Here is a 13,657-nt window from a genome sequence, read left to right as displayed (position 1 = left end):
CCCGTCCTTTATAGTTTAAAACTGGCCTCCCGGCGCAGCGGGGGATTTATTTTTGCTCTTTCAATTCTATATCGATGGTTAATTCCTCCCGCAGGGGATTATGATGGGAGTCCTCAGGAGCCGGGAATTTAATAGTCAGGCGGCTTATTTCCTCCTGCATATTTCCGGCGACAGGGAATAGGATAAAGCCTTTTTTGATCGTCCTGGGAGGGTAGGAGCCCCCCACGTCCGAAGATATGGTCACGTCAGGGGGAAAATTTTGGCCGGAGGGCGTTGTTAAAACCATTTCTTCCGGGTAATAGTAGACAGTTTGGTCTCCAGTATTGGCTATTTCCAGGCCCAAGGCCACCTGGCCGCTCCTGTCTTGTGGGGCATTGAGGAAGTTTACGATACCGATGTTGACGATTCTTATTTTAATCGGTTCCAGCTCCACTATGCGGTCAATATTATAGACTTTGCTGAGCGGTGTGCCGGGATCAACCTTGGCCACGGCCATATCAGAATCGGGTGAAGACGGTGCCGGGCTTTTGTTACATCCCGTTAGCAAGGATAAGAACCCCCAAAGCCCCATTATTAGAAATAAGCCTTTCATCCAGTGCTTCACTTCTTATTAACCTCCTACTCGCAATCTGGCCATAGGGTCAGCCGGCGACTTCCCTTTACCGCCTTCTTTATCCCATGAAGAGAGATGCAAAACCAATGCCAGCTGTTAAAAAAAGAACCAAGCATGCTGGAGGCCCTTTAATGCCAACGAACTCGCGTTAAGTGGGGCATAAAAGGGACAGAATGAGACAGGAATGTCTCTAGAACTAGGTTCGCTAGTTGAACCCCTCGACCATCCTATTCCTTGTGTTCTTGTGGCCTGTATTTTGTACTTATGGCACGGATCTTGCAACGGAAAGGGCCTTGAATCCTCTTTTCACAAACCTCAGTGCTAGCTGTGAATAAATAGACAAGCGGCATCGACCTAGGCAACGGGAAACTAACGGGAAGCGGCAAAAACAAAGGGATAGGCAGCAAGGTGGAATTGAGACGGATTTCACAAACTTCTACCTACCCGGTTACCAACCCAGTGCCCCGGTTTAGTCGCTCAAAAGGAGGTGGCAAAGGTGTTATGGAGGTTAAGCTTAAGAAACCTTCAGCGCAGGCCCTGGCAAACCGGCTTAACCTTAATGGTAGTGGCTACTTGTACGGCTTCACTGGTGGCTTGTCTGCTGCTGGTAAAAGGCATTGAGGTGGGCACGCGAGGAGCCGTAGATAACCTGGGAGCAGATATCTTGGTTTTGCCCCCTGGAGTGGAATATGACCCCGACCAGGTGTTGTTTACCGGTATCCCGGTGAATGTCTATATGCCGGCCCAAATGCTAGAAAAGGTTAAGTCCGTTGCAGGAGTCGCCGAAGCTACCGCCCAGTTCTTTAGCCAGACCTTAAATCAGAGCTGCTGTAGCCTCCCCGAGGAATACAGATTAGTTGGCTACGATCCCCAAACGGATTTTGTGGTGAAAAGGCTGTTGGACAAGTCGGTTGGACGGGATTTAAATCCCAATGAAGTGATAGTAGGTGGCGAGGTACCGGCCTTTTTAGGGGATCGAGTGCTGATATTGGGTCATCCCTATGAAGTGGCGGGTTACTTACGCCCTCTGGGAGGCGGGGTGGATAAAACTATCTTTATTCACATTTCCAATGCGCGCCAGATCTCAGCCGAAAGTCCTTACTTGCAACACCTGTGGAAGGAAGCGGGGGACCCCGCCCACCTTGTTTCAGCCATACTGGTCCGGGTGCAGGAGGGGGCGGCCCCTGAAGTGGTGGCTAGGTCCATTAACAGCCTAGGGGGTGTAAGGGCGGTAACGGCAGGAAAGCTGTTCCTGGACTTAAAAAAGCAGCTGTTGGTATTGGTGGGTGTTAGTTGGTTGCTGGTAGTGGCCCTTGGAGGGGTCATTGTGGCCTCCCTCTTATCCCGCTATACCTCCTTAGTGATAGAACGCCAGGGGGAAATAGGCCTGCTGCGGGCCCTGGGGGCTAGGAAGGGGCACATTTTCTCCATGGTGATGCTAGAAACCCTTTGGACCGGCTTGGGGGCCGGCCTGTTGGGCCTCCTGGGCGGCTGGGGGATAACGCTCATTCTGAAGGGGTTGGTGCAGAAATCCGGTTCCTTTCCTTTTCTGCTGCCTCCGACGGCTGAGGTGGCCCTGCTGCTGGGAGGTATACTTCTGGTCATCTTAATCCTGAGCGCTCTAGCGGCCGCCTGGCCGGCTAGAACCTGCTCCTGCTTGGACCCGGTAACTGCGCTGACCGAAGGGGAGCTCAAGTAAGGAGGGAGTAGGGGAATGGAGATCAGGTTGCTAAAAGTTTCGCATTGCTTTGACGACGGCTACGGCGGAAAGGTGACCCCCTTACGGGAAATCGATTGGACCTTGCAAGGGGGGGAGACCTATGCCCTCCTGGGCCCCTCGGGAAGCGGCAAGACGACATTACTTTTTATCCTGGGCTGCCTGCTCCGCCCTACCGAGGGGGAGGTGATAATGGACGGGCGGAACGTGTACCACTTGAGCGAAGACCAGCTGAGCGAGCTGAGGGGCCAAAGGATAGGATTTGTTTTTCAACGTTGTTATCTGATACCTACCTTGACTGTCTGGGAAAACCTGGCCTTACCTGCTTGGGTACTGAAGAAGGAAATACCGAAGAGAAAATTGGCCACCAGGATAGAGGAATTATTGGAACAGTTCGGCCTTAAGGAAAGAGCCGGGTTTTTACCCCACCAGCTGAGCGGAGGGCAGCGCCGTCGGGTGGCTCTGGCCAGGGCCCTGCTTTACGATCCGGAAATAATCCTGGCCGATGAGCCCACGGCTGAAATGGATGAGGCTCAACGTCAAAAGGTGGCGGAGTGGCTACTGACCACCAGGCGCCAGGGTAAAACTGTAGTGGTGGCTACCCATGATACCTGGTTGGCTTCCCAGGCCCGGCACATCTTCGCTTTAAAAAATGGGAAGCTGTACTTGCAGAATAAGAATAGCCTGGCTGTATAAAGGAGCCATAACGAGGGGCCGACCCACCACCTCTTTTTAGCCTGCTGCTATTGGGGGTAAGGAAGGCGGCACAGTGGGGGAAGGATTGGTCGGCCCTTTTTTTACCACGAACAGTTCAGACCGAACAACCCGAGGAGGGATGGACGTTGAAAACTAAACTGCAGAAAGTCACCGGGACCATAGGTTTACTGCTGGGAGGGCTGATCATTTTGACTCCCTTCCACCTGGCTCCGGTATGCCAGAGGCTCCTGGAGCTGAAAACCGGGAGGCTCGTCCATATGCGCTGCCATTATACGGGACAGGCTGAAGTTTACCTGGGTATCGCTGTCCTTTTGACGTCCCTATTTTTCTTGCTGGCCCAGGGAAGCGGGGCCAGGAAAGCCCTGGGGAAAGTATGGGCGGTTTTAGGGCTGCTAGTTCTCCTCCTTCCCACAAAGTACGGTATCGGTGTTTGTCTTAGCCCCATGGAATGCTGGACTACGCGCATAGTATTGTATGTGCTGGGCGGATTAGTAGTGGCAAATGGGCTGGCCGTTCACTTGGAAAAAGACAGGGCGGCAGATGCCACTTCAGGAGAAAGGCGGGCGCACCTTAGCTCGGCACCCTAATAGGCTATACCCGACGGTCCCCTTCACTTATCCCCCTGATTAAGCCCTAGCTTTGGCTTCCCGGCCTAGACCGGGAAGCCTTTTTTGTTGTGACCGGGTCCTATAGGGGCATTTATGTCCCTTGGTGAGGCAATTTTGTCCCATCCTTTAGGGGGTAACCTGACGTAAGGGTTTCTGGGAGAAGGCCCTCGCTTAGACCGGCCGTCCTGGCATAGAATTTGCTAAAGTTGTTCAGTAAAAGTGAAAGGTTTCTCATAAAAAGACCCCCTTAGTTTTCCTTGCCGGAGCAGCACTTCTTCGCGAAACCTTTCACAAACAGCTTGGAAGAGGAGAGGGAGGTGACCGCACTTGTGAGAGTCACGTTCACGGGAACTATGGTCCTGGTAGGTATGGTGATAGGATTCTTGTTCTTTTCTCCGTATGCCATTCCCCAACAGGTTCCCAGTGAGGCGGAAGCGGATACCGCCGGCGCCCTTGCCTTTCAAGGAGCCTGTACGACATGCCACGGCGTGGACCGGGTAGAGAATTACCAGGGGAATCAGAGCTGGGAGGAGATCATTCAGCTTATGCGCGATTTTGGGGCCTTTATAACAGAGGAAGAAGCCAAGGAGATCCAGCAATATTTAGAAAGCACTTATCCCAGATAAAGGTTAAGGAGGGGGGAGAAGGGTGGCGTTTTTCCCAGAGGAGAAATGGGGGGAGAAAGACATCGAAGGCTTAGTGGTTTTAGGGCTGAGCGCTTGGGCTTCCATCACCCTGTTACTCATGCTGGTCAGGAGTTGGACGGCTGGCAATTGGAACTGGGTGGCCATCTTAAGCGGCTTGATATGTTGCAGCGCCTCTCTGGGGACCAGCGCCTGGAGGCGGCTGGTCTTGAACGGAGAGGGAGAAAGGGGTGAAGAGGGTGCCAGCTGATAGAATTCGAGGACTTTCGCGCCGGCAGTTTTTAACCCTCCTCATGGAAGTCCCGGTGGTACTAGGTGTGACTACACCTCTGGTGCTTACCGCCGGAGCGCTGTCGCCGCCCCGCTCTTTAAGGCCCCTTCCGCCGCGCATGGCCGTGGCCAAAGAAGAGGAAGTTGGGGAAAAACCGGTGGAATTCATCTATGACGGCTACCCTGCCATTCTCTTCAAGAAGGATGGGGAATACAAAGCCTTTTCTCGGGTATGTACCCATTTGGGCTGTATTGTGGCCTGGAAGGAAGAGGAGCAGGTTTTTGAATGCCCTTGCCATGGCGGCGTATTTGACGCCGAAGGCAAAGTAGTGAAGGGGCCGCCCCCTGAACCTTTGCACCGCCTGGCAGTCTGGGTAGAAAACGGCTTGGTAATGGTGGAAAAGGAGGTGGGGTAAAAGTAATGGCTTCCCAGCTGAAGGAACCAGATTTGAAGTCCATATGGCGAGAGGTTGCCGATCACCCGGTGCCTTTTCATGCCCGTAGTTTTCTTTACTGTTTTGGAGGGCTTACTTTTCTAACCTTCCTAGTGCAGACGGTCACCGGCATAATACTCGCTATTTACTACCGGCCTACACCGGAAATGGCTTATCAAAGTGTCAAATTTATCATGGAAGAAGTGCCCATGGGTAGCGTTATACGCTCTGTGCACAATATTGGCGCCAATCTTATGGTGATTCTCGTAGTCATCCATATGTTGCGGGTGATCTACACGGGTTCCTATAAACCTCCCCGGCAGTTCAACTGGGTAGTCGGGGTTTCGCTGTTACTGCTGGTCTTAACTTTCTGCTTCACGGGCTACCTCCTGGTGTGGGATCAGGTAGGTTACTGGGCTGCCATTATCGGTACCAAGATTATGGGGTCCATTCCTCTATTAGGAGACAAATTGCTGGTGCTCACCCAAGGTGGTACGAAGGTGACCGGTTACACGTTGACGAGGTTTTACGCTTTGCATGTGGTGGTGCTGCCCATACTGACCCTTATTCTGATGGGTATCCATTTTTTCCTGGTGCGCAAGCAGGGCATATCCGGTGGTTTATAAGGGGGGTAAGGGATGGAACAACAAATGGAACAGCGAGCCCCCAAGGGGAGTATCCCTTTCTACCCACACCATTTTATGGCAGAACTCGCCTTAGCCCTGGGTTTTATCGGTCTAGTTTTGTTCCTGGCCGGTATAGCGCCCCGTGAACTGAGGCCCCCGGCCAATCCTATAATGACGCCTGCCCATATCAAGCCCGAGTGGTACTTTTTATGGGTATACGGCCTTCTCAAAGTTGTCCCGCAGCTTTTAGGACTGGCGATCTCCGCCCTGGTATTCCTGGCCCTGTTCCTGCTGCCCTGGCTGGACAGGAGCCCTCACCGGCGACCGGAAGAAAGGCCTAAAGTCATCATAGGTACCCTGCTAGTCCTCATCGGCCTGGTGGTCCTAACCTATGTGGGGCTCAGATAGCAGGGTGATGGCCAGCACTCGAACAAAGGAGGTATATCCCCGTGGAGGCAAAGGGTAAGGGGGGGATCCTGCTGTTCTTGATGTGGGCGGGAATAGGTTTCCTAGGGGGCCTTACCGCCAGTGTGGCGGCGGCGCCCAGGTATTTCCCGGAGGTGGCCCAAACAGCATCTACGGTTTATAATGCTGGCTTAAATGTAGAGGAGCAAGCTGCATCAGGAGATAAGGGAACCCCCGAAAGCGAGGCCGGGGAGAGCACAGCCGCTACCGGTGAGCAAAAGGAAGCGGAAATTTTCACCACCCTGGGCTGCATCCAGTGCCACAAAGTGAGTGCTTATAACGTGAAGGGCGGCGAGACGGGACCCGACCTTTCCAACGCCTATCACAATGTCCCGGCTCGCTATGGTAAGACCCTGGAAGAGTTCCTGTGGAACCCCGAGGGTACTATGGCCGAAATTTTACGAGGGAGGGAGATTACCGATGAAGAAAAGACGATAATCCTGGAGCTGCTGACTAGGGTAGCCGAGGGAGGGCCAGACGAGGGCGCGCCAGCCCCGACTCAGGAGCAAGAAACGAACCCGTGATTCTAGGTAGCGGGTGACGGAAGGAGGATAGTAAGCATATGGAAAAGAGGTCCTTTAGTAAGATTGTCTTAGCCCTAGCGGGCCTCCTGGTAGGCTTGGTACTGGCTGTATTCATTACCGGCCGGGTGAACCCTTCGGCGAGCCAGGAAGGGGCCTCTTTCAACTTTTCAGCCTCTAATACGGGTGTAGCCGATGAAGTTGTGGAGGCGGCCCTAAAAACTTATGTACCGCCCGGCAAACTGGATGAATATTACCTTTTTGCCTCGGGCGGGCATTCTGGAAACGTATTTGTGTACGGCGTACCTTCCATGCGGAGGATCAGGACTATTCCGGTCTTCACCAAAGAATCGTCGGTGGGTTACGGCTGGACGGCAGAGACCAAGGAAATGCTGGGTAATTTTACCTGGGGAGACGTCCATCACCCGGCCTTAAGCGAGACGAACGGGGAATACGATGGTCGCTGGCTGTTCGTCAACGATAACGCCAACAGCCGGGTGGCCCGTATAGACCTGGATTCCTTTACCACCAAGCAGATATTGGGGCCCATCCCCAATATTTACGGCCCCCACGGTGCCGTCTTCCTTACCCCCAATAGCGAGTATTTCATGATGGCGTCCCGCTTCGCCGGGCCCATCCCCTTTGGCAAGTATGCCCCTATTGAAAAATTTAAGGACGAATATTACTGCGTGCTGGCGGCCATTGCCATCGATCCCGAGAACGGGAACATGAGCTTGGCCTGGGAGGCTTTATTGCCGCCCTGGTCTTACGACCTCTCGGATGCCGGAAAATTGGTCAGCGATGGCTGGATGTTCCTTACCAGCTATAACACGGAAGAAGCGTATACCCTGCTGGAGGTTAATGCCTCCCAGCGGGAGAGGGACTATATCGTAGCTATGAACTGGAAGATGCTAGAAAAGGCTGTCCAGGAAGGTAAATACAAGGAGATCGGCGGGGCCAAGGTTATCGATCCCCGCGATGTTCCGGGATCTACTTATCTAATACCGTGCGCCAAGAGCCCCCACGGTGTAGACGTTTCGCCGGACGGGAAATACATTATAGGCAACGGCAAGCTGTCGCCCACGGTTACGGTGTTCAGCTTTGAGAAATTCATGGAGTGCATCGAGAATAAGGATTTCCAGGGCGAGGAGCGCGGCTTCCCCATCGTCAACTATGACAAGGTGAGGGTGGCGGAAGTGGAAGTAGGCCTGGGGCCCTTGCACACCCAATTTGATGATCAGGGCTACGCTTATACCAGCTTATTTGTGGAAAGCGCCGTGGCCAAATGGTCTTTGACGGATTTCAAAGTGGTGGATAAGGTGCAGGTCCACTATTGCCCAGGCCACCTGTGCGCTGCCGAAGGGGATACTGTTTCTCCGGACGGCAAGTACCTGGTCGCCTTAAACAAGCTGGCCAAGGACAAATTCCTATCCGTCGGGCCGTCTCATCCCGAGTCCATGCAACTGGTCGATCTCACCTCGCCCAAAATGAAGGTCCTTTTCGACAATCCGGTGGACCCGGAACCCCACTACGCTCAAATGATCAAGGCGGACAAAATCAAGACTTTCGAAGTCTATCCCAAGGATGAGCAATTAGAGGGTGCGGTCTACAAAAAGGAGGACGCCAGGGTAGAGCGCAATGGCAACCGGGTAAACGTCTATATGATGTCTTACCGCAGTCGTTACTATCCCGACGTGGTGGAAGTGAACGAAGGGGACCACGTTACTTGGTACCTAACAAACACCGACTTCGATGAAGACATTACCCACGGTTTTGCCATCTGTTTGTATGACATCAATTTCGAGGTCCAGCCTGGCCAGACGGAAAAGATAGAATTTGTGGCCGATAAACCCGGCGTATATCCCTTCTATTGCACCAACTTTTGTTCGGCCCTTCACCAGGAAATGCAAGGGTTCCTAATCGTAAAACCTAAGGATCAACAATAGCCTCAATGAAGGGGAGGGTCTAAAGGTTACGGCCGCGGGTCCCCCCCTCTTTACCTCACCTGAAAGGAGAGATAGGGGTGAAAAACCTGATCTATGGCCGGCTTAATACCACGGGGAGGGTTTTATTTTTACTGTCAGCGGCCCTGTTAATTGCTTCCCTGTTTTTCCCCTGGTGGTATATGAACCTGGTAGCGCCTCAATACCCGGAGGGGCTTCCCATGACGGTGTACGCTAACAAGATAGGCGGCCGCATCGATATCATTAACAACCTCAACCATTACATTGGCATGAAAGAAATTCAGGAAGAAGACTTCCCTGAGTTAAAGTATATGACCTATGGGGTAAGCTTACTGGCCTTCCTGGCCGTCCTCACGGCTTTACTGCGCCGCAATTGGCTAGGACTTTTAACGGCCGGGCTGGGCTCTGCAGGAGGAGCTCTGGGGATTTACCGCCTGTGGTACTGGCTCCATAAGTACGGTACCGAGTTAGATCCCCAGGCGGCAATGAAAATCCCGCCCTTTACCCCGCCCATGATAGGTACTAACCAACTGGCCAATTTTACCACCTATACGGGGTTCGGTCTGGGCGGCTATCTGCTGGGGATAGGGATACTGCTAATGGTATTAAGCCTGTGGAGGTTCCGGCAATGGGACGAAAAATCCTCCTCCTCGGCCTCTTTGCCTTCCTCATCTTAGGGGGTGTCAACGGCACGGCGCTTGCAGCCACCATAGAGGTATGGCCCGGGGGACCGGTCAGCACTATCCAGGAGGCCCTGGATAGGGCGGATAACGGAGATATTATCCGTGTACACCAGGGCCACTACCGGGAGAGACTGGTGATAAGTAAGTCCGTTTCGCTGCTAGGGCTAGAATGTCCGGTGATCGACGGAGGAGGGGTGGGGGATGTAATAACCATCCTGGCCGATGATGTCGTCATTAAGGGCTTTGAAATCCTGGGTAGCGGGAAAAAACTGGAGGATTCCGATGCAGGTATCAAATTAAAGTCGGCTAGGGGGGTAGTCATCGAAGACTGCCGTATCGTGAACAATCATTTTGGCATCTATCTGGATCGTTCGGAGGGCAATATCATCCGGCGCAACCTTATCCGGGGCAGGCCGGTAAAGGGTAGGGCGGAAGCCTATCAAGTCGAGAATGATCCCTACGCCGGTTATCACCCCACTTTTGAGGGAGAGGGAGGCGATGGTATTCACCTGTTTGCCTCCTCAGACAACCAGATCGAGAACAACGTAATTGTAGACACCCGGGATGGCATTTATTTTAATTATGCCCATAACAACTGTGTAATCGGGAACAGGATTTCGGGGGTAAGATATGGCATTCACTACATGTATTCCGATGATAATTACTTCGAGGCCAACCTTTTAACTCATAATGTGGCAGGGGCGGCCCCCATGTTTTCTAAGCGGATTGTGTTTCGGAGAAACGTTTTTGCCCATAGCCGGGGGCACAGGGCTTATGGCGTACTTTTTGCAACTTGCGATGATAGCCTTGCCGAGGAGAACATTATCGTGGACAATACCAGAGGCGTTTTCTTTGACGTCTCCTTGCGCAATGTTTTTCGGCGCAATATGGTGGCCCTTAATGATATTGGGCTGGACCTGATATCTAGTTCCTCGGACAACCTTTTTGTGGAAAATAACTTTATCGATAATCTCCAGGACGTTGTCATGGTATCGGGACGAGTGGGGGAAGGAAACCGCTTTTATGAGGAAGGACGAGGCAACCACTGGAATGATTACTGGGGTTTCGATCTGGACCGGGACGGCATTGGAGATATACCCCACCGGACGGGGGACCCTTTTACTTACTTGATGGCCCGATATCCGGCAGTGCGGTTATTTCTGAACAGCCCTGCGGCTAAAGCCCTGGAGTTTTCGGAGAGAATTTTCCCCCTGGTGGATGTTCCTAAAGCGGAAGACCGCTATCCTCTAGCCCAGCCCGTGGAGATTGAAATACCGGAGTTTGGCGACCAGGAGAGGCAAGTTCATAGCAAGGCGTTGGGATGGTATTCTCTCTTCATGTTGCTCTTAGCCGGTGCCATTTTTAGCCGTGCCTTTCGCCTGAGTTCCGGGAGAAGGGAGAGGTGGCGGCTCCTGGGGAGGAGAGGTAGTCCATGGTAAGATGTCGGCTTTTCCTGTTGCTATTGGTAGGGCTGGCCCTGGCGGGTTGCGGAGGAGGTCCGGAAGATGTGGAACCCCAAGCCATTGATCCTACCCTAGACATTTGCCCGGTATGTAAAATGAGCATCGTAGATATGCATTTTGCCGCCCAGCTCATCGATAGCATGGGAAACCCCATCAGCTTCGACGATATAGGGTGTATGGTCCTTTATCTTAAAAGGCTGGGGCCCGAGGGGAGCCAGGGGGTAAAGGCCCTTTATGTAACGGATTTTAATATGCTGGAATGGTTGCCGGCCAGGGAGGCTTATTACGTACAGGGGCGCATCAATACTCCCATGGGGTTTGGCATCGTGGCCTGTAGCCAGGAGGAAGAGGCCCAAAGGTTAGCCGAACGCACCGAGGGTAAAGTCCTTACCTGGGAAGAGGTACTGGAAGCCAAATTGACGGTGGGGTTTGATCCGGCCCGGCAGGCTGAAGACAAAGGGGAACAGGATGCTTCTGAGGAAAGAGGGGAAGAGGGGATCCCACCTGCAAGGTAAACCGAGAATCCCAGGGGGAATTGTTATTGTGGAGTAGAAGATGAGGGAGGATGGAAATGAGCCTGGGGAATATCCTGACGGTGGCAGAAAAAGAGATGTTGGAATCCATCCGCAACCGATGGCTTACCACCTTTGCCGTGGTATTCGGTCTTTTGGCCCTTTTAATCTCCTTTTTTGGCCTGTCGGCGTTAGGGCTGCGAGGCTACCAGGGGTTTAACCGGGTGACGGCCAGCTTGCTGAACCTGGTGTTGTACCTGTTGCCCCTCATTGCCCTGGTAATGGGGGCTTACAGTGTGGCCGGGGAAAGGGAGAGCGGCTCCCTCCATGTCCTACTTACCCATCCTGTTCACCCTGGCGAGGTAATTATGGGCAAGTTCCTGGGCGTAGCCCTGGCCTTGGTGGCCGCTATCTTTAGCGGCTTTGGTGGCGCGGGAGTGGTCATGGCCTGGAAGACGGGGGTCTTATACCTAGGGGACTATTTGGTTTTTGTGGGCCTTTCCGTGGGTTTGGCCCTGATCTTTTTAAGCTTGGCCATCCTGATCTCGGTGATCTCAACCAGGCGAGCTCAAGCATTAGGGCTGGCTATTTTTGTCTGGTTTGTGATTATCTTAGTCTACGATTTCTTAGCCATCGGAGTGGCTGCCCTCCAGCAAGTCACCCTGGTAGTACCCCTGTTATTAGCTTTATTACTATTGAACCCGGCCGATATGGTGCGGGTGCTAGTTATTCTTCAGTTAGGGGGTGAGGCCACTTTCGGCCCTACCCTGGCGGCTTTAACCCGGGTGCTATCCGCGGGCTCGGGGGAAGCATTACTTTTAGTGGTTCTGGCCTTATGGATGATTTTGCCTCTGGCCGTGGCCGCCTTGTGGTTTAGCAGGAGGCAGGACTATTAGCGAGGAGGAGAATAGGAAGGCGGAAGAGCATGAATAGAGACTATGTCCTGCAAGTAAAGGCTTTATATAAGTATTACGGAGGATTCGCTGCCGTTAAAAATATTTCTTTTCAGGTTGCCCGGGGAAAGGTTTTTGCCCTCCTGGGCCATAACGGGGCGGGTAAAACTACCTTGATTAAGATGATCGTAGGTCTGGTGAACCCCAGCAGCGGCCAGATCATAATCGAGGGTCATACCCACCAGCGGAAACCCCAGGAGACTAAAATGAACATAGGCTATTTACCCGAGAAGATGAGCTTCTATGATAATCTAACCGCATGGGAAACCATCCGCTTTTACGCCAAGTTAAAGGGGCAACCTGCGGAAAGGTGTGCGGAAGTCCTGGAGCAGGTGGGCTTAAAGGAAGTCATGCATAAACGGGTGGGAACTTTTTCTAAGGGTATGCAGCAGCGCCTAGGCCTGGCCCAGGCCATTATCCACCGGCCCCAGTTGCTGATCTTGGATGAACCTACCACGGGCCTGGACCCCTTGGGGGTCTGCTGGCTAAAACAAATGATTCGCACCTGGAATGAAGAAGGTACCACCGTTTTCTTCTCCTCCCACAATTTGGCCGATGTGCAGGAGCTAGCCCACCGGGTAGCCATTTTGTGCCGGGGAGAGATGGTGGCTCTGGGTACCATTGCCCAACTGCAGGCACAACTAAACTTGAAGGTCAAGATGAAAATCAGGTTGGCCGGTCAATATCCCTTTCCCTGGTTGATGCAACTGGCTGACAAGGGACTGGGGTTTATGGAAATGGGAGAGAACCAGTTGACAGTTACCTGTAATGTGGGAGAGAAGGGTAAAATAATAGAGCAGCTACTGGCCCAGGGGGTTCATATTGCCGACTTTGAGGTAGAGGAACCTGGGCTAGATATAATTTACCAGGAAGTCATGCAGCGGGCAGGTCTCTCTACCCCTCTCGCGAAGACGTGATTGGTTGTCAACTTATTTTTTAAGGTGCTCTCCCTTTTTCCTACTGGTCTTAAGGAGGCAAGCACCGTTGCTTTTCACAAGGGGTTCCTCTAGGATTGTTCTCGGATGGGGTTCCCCTTTATTGATTCCTTAACGGCTTTTTTCCTTGACATGGTTGGTAGCCGTACCTATAATACCTATAAAAGGCAGGAGGCCGGAAGCACTGGGCGTTGCTCCAGTGCTTTTGAGCGCATAAAGAGCCAATAAACTTCATATATTGAGTTACCGAATCGGCGCAGGAAGAAAGAAAGAGTAAGGAGCGAATGTAAATGGCCGAAAAAGAAGTCCTCCTGACCGTCGACGGATTAAAGAAGTTGGAGGAAGAGCTGGAGTATCTTAAGTCCGTTAAACGGCGGGAAGTGGCCGAACGTATAAAGCAGGCCATCGAGTTCGGGGATATCAGTGAAAACTCGGAGTACGAGGACGCCAAAAACGAGCAGGCCTTTTTAGAAGGCCGCATTCTTGCTTTAGAGAAGAAGTTGCGCCACGCGCGTGTTATCGATACCCAGGA

The 13,657-nt window shown here is 52.7% G+C and carries 17 protein-coding genes (1 of these 17 only partly in view); 16 read left to right on the top strand and 1 reads right to left on the bottom strand.

What is annotated here, in order from left to right; genetic code table 11:
• Nucleotides 1-46: 46 nt before the first annotated feature.
• Nucleotides 47-547: a hypothetical protein gene (locus TAMC210_RS05870; protein ID WP_173297856.1), complete on the bottom strand. Its 501-nt coding sequence runs from the start codon at nt 545-547 to the stop codon at nt 47-49.
• A 562-nt stretch (nt 548-1,109) separates the two neighbouring features.
• Between TAMC210_RS05870 and TAMC210_RS05865 the strand changes: the two genes are divergently transcribed.
• The 16 genes from TAMC210_RS05865 to greA all read left to right on the top strand — a co-directional run.
• Nucleotides 1,110-2,312 carry an ABC transporter permease gene (locus TAMC210_RS05865; protein WP_217267286.1) on the top strand — a complete coding sequence of 401 codons (1,203 nt, stop codon included), beginning with the start codon at nt 1,110-1,112 and terminating at the stop codon, nt 2,310-2,312.
• Between the two features lie 15 nt (nt 2,313-2,327).
• The gene (locus TAMC210_RS05860; protein ID WP_173297855.1) at nt 2,328-3,026 is read left to right on the top strand and encodes an ABC transporter ATP-binding protein; all 699 of its coding nucleotides are present in this window, start codon (nt 2,328-2,330) and stop codon (nt 3,024-3,026) included.
• A 146-nt stretch (nt 3,027-3,172) separates the two neighbouring features.
• Nucleotides 3,173-3,634: a DUF4418 family protein gene (locus TAMC210_RS05855; RefSeq protein ID WP_173297854.1), complete on the top strand. Its 462-nt coding sequence runs from the start codon at nt 3,173-3,175 to the stop codon at nt 3,632-3,634.
• Nucleotides 3,635-3,984: 350 nt separating this feature from the next.
• Complete coding sequence (locus TAMC210_RS05850) at nt 3,985-4,281, top strand: c-type cytochrome (protein WP_217267285.1); 297 nt, start codon at nt 3,985-3,987, stop codon at nt 4,279-4,281.
• 22 nt (nt 4,282-4,303) lie between these two features.
• The gene (locus TAMC210_RS05845; RefSeq protein WP_173297853.1) at nt 4,304-4,549 is read left to right on the top strand and encodes a hypothetical protein; all 246 of its coding nucleotides are present in this window, start codon (nt 4,304-4,306) and stop codon (nt 4,547-4,549) included.
• 43 nt (nt 4,550-4,592) lie between these two features.
• Complete coding sequence (locus TAMC210_RS05840; protein WP_173298159.1) at nt 4,593-4,985, top strand: ubiquinol-cytochrome c reductase iron-sulfur subunit; 393 nt, start codon at nt 4,593-4,595, stop codon at nt 4,983-4,985.
• A 5-nt stretch (nt 4,986-4,990) separates the two neighbouring features.
• Entirely contained in the window at nt 4,991-5,629 is a 639-nt protein-coding gene (locus TAMC210_RS05835) for a cytochrome b N-terminal domain-containing protein (protein WP_173297852.1), read from the top strand.
• A 12-nt stretch (nt 5,630-5,641) separates the two neighbouring features.
• Nucleotides 5,642-6,037: a hypothetical protein gene (locus tag TAMC210_RS05830; RefSeq protein WP_217267283.1), complete on the top strand. Its 396-nt coding sequence runs from the start codon at nt 5,642-5,644 to the stop codon at nt 6,035-6,037.
• A 41-nt stretch (nt 6,038-6,078) separates the two neighbouring features.
• Complete coding sequence (locus TAMC210_RS05825; RefSeq protein WP_173297851.1) at nt 6,079-6,618, top strand: cytochrome C; 540 nt, start codon at nt 6,079-6,081, stop codon at nt 6,616-6,618.
• A 38-nt stretch (nt 6,619-6,656) separates the two neighbouring features.
• Nucleotides 6,657-8,561 carry a Sec-dependent nitrous-oxide reductase gene (gene nosZ, locus TAMC210_RS05820; RefSeq protein WP_173297850.1) on the top strand — a complete coding sequence of 635 codons (1,905 nt, stop codon included), beginning with the start codon at nt 6,657-6,659 and terminating at the stop codon, nt 8,559-8,561.
• Between the two features lie 77 nt (nt 8,562-8,638).
• Nucleotides 8,639-9,256 carry a hypothetical protein gene (locus TAMC210_RS05815; protein WP_217267282.1) on the top strand — a complete coding sequence of 206 codons (618 nt, stop codon included), beginning with the start codon at nt 8,639-8,641 and terminating at the stop codon, nt 9,254-9,256.
• Nucleotides 9,208-10,701: a nitrous oxide reductase family maturation protein NosD gene (gene nosD, locus TAMC210_RS05810; RefSeq protein WP_173297849.1), complete on the top strand. Its 1,494-nt coding sequence runs from the start codon at nt 9,208-9,210 to the stop codon at nt 10,699-10,701. The genes TAMC210_RS05815 and nosD overlap by 49 nt, the downstream gene beginning before the upstream one ends.
• Complete coding sequence (locus TAMC210_RS05805; RefSeq protein WP_173297848.1) at nt 10,695-11,240, top strand: nitrous oxide reductase accessory protein NosL; 546 nt, start codon at nt 10,695-10,697, stop codon at nt 11,238-11,240. The genes nosD and TAMC210_RS05805 overlap by 7 nt, the downstream gene beginning before the upstream one ends.
• Nucleotides 11,241-11,296: 56 nt before the next feature.
• Nucleotides 11,297-12,133 (top strand): ABC transporter permease, encoded by an 837-nt coding sequence (locus TAMC210_RS05800; protein ID WP_173297847.1) that lies wholly within the window; start codon nt 11,297-11,299, stop codon nt 12,131-12,133.
• Between the two features lie 29 nt (nt 12,134-12,162).
• Nucleotides 12,163-13,107, top strand: a complete 945-nt coding sequence (gene ccmA / locus TAMC210_RS05795; RefSeq protein ID WP_173297846.1) for a heme ABC exporter ATP-binding protein CcmA — start codon at nt 12,163-12,165, stop codon at nt 13,105-13,107.
• A 308-nt stretch (nt 13,108-13,415) separates the two neighbouring features.
• Nucleotides 13,416-13,657: the 5' end (the start) of a transcription elongation factor GreA gene (gene greA / locus TAMC210_RS05790; protein ID WP_173297845.1), read on the top strand. It continues 244 nt past the right edge of the window; 242 of the gene's 486 nt are visible here — the first part of the coding sequence; it begins with the start codon at nt 13,416-13,418; the stop codon falls past the right edge of the window.

The sequence above is a fragment of the Thermanaeromonas sp. C210 genome, from assembly GCF_013167955.1.
GTDB lineage: Bacteria > Bacillota > DSM-521 > Neomoorellales > Neomoorellaceae > UBA12545.
Note: the sequence above shows the minus strand (reverse complement) of the source record. Positions and strands in the feature narration are given on the sequence as shown.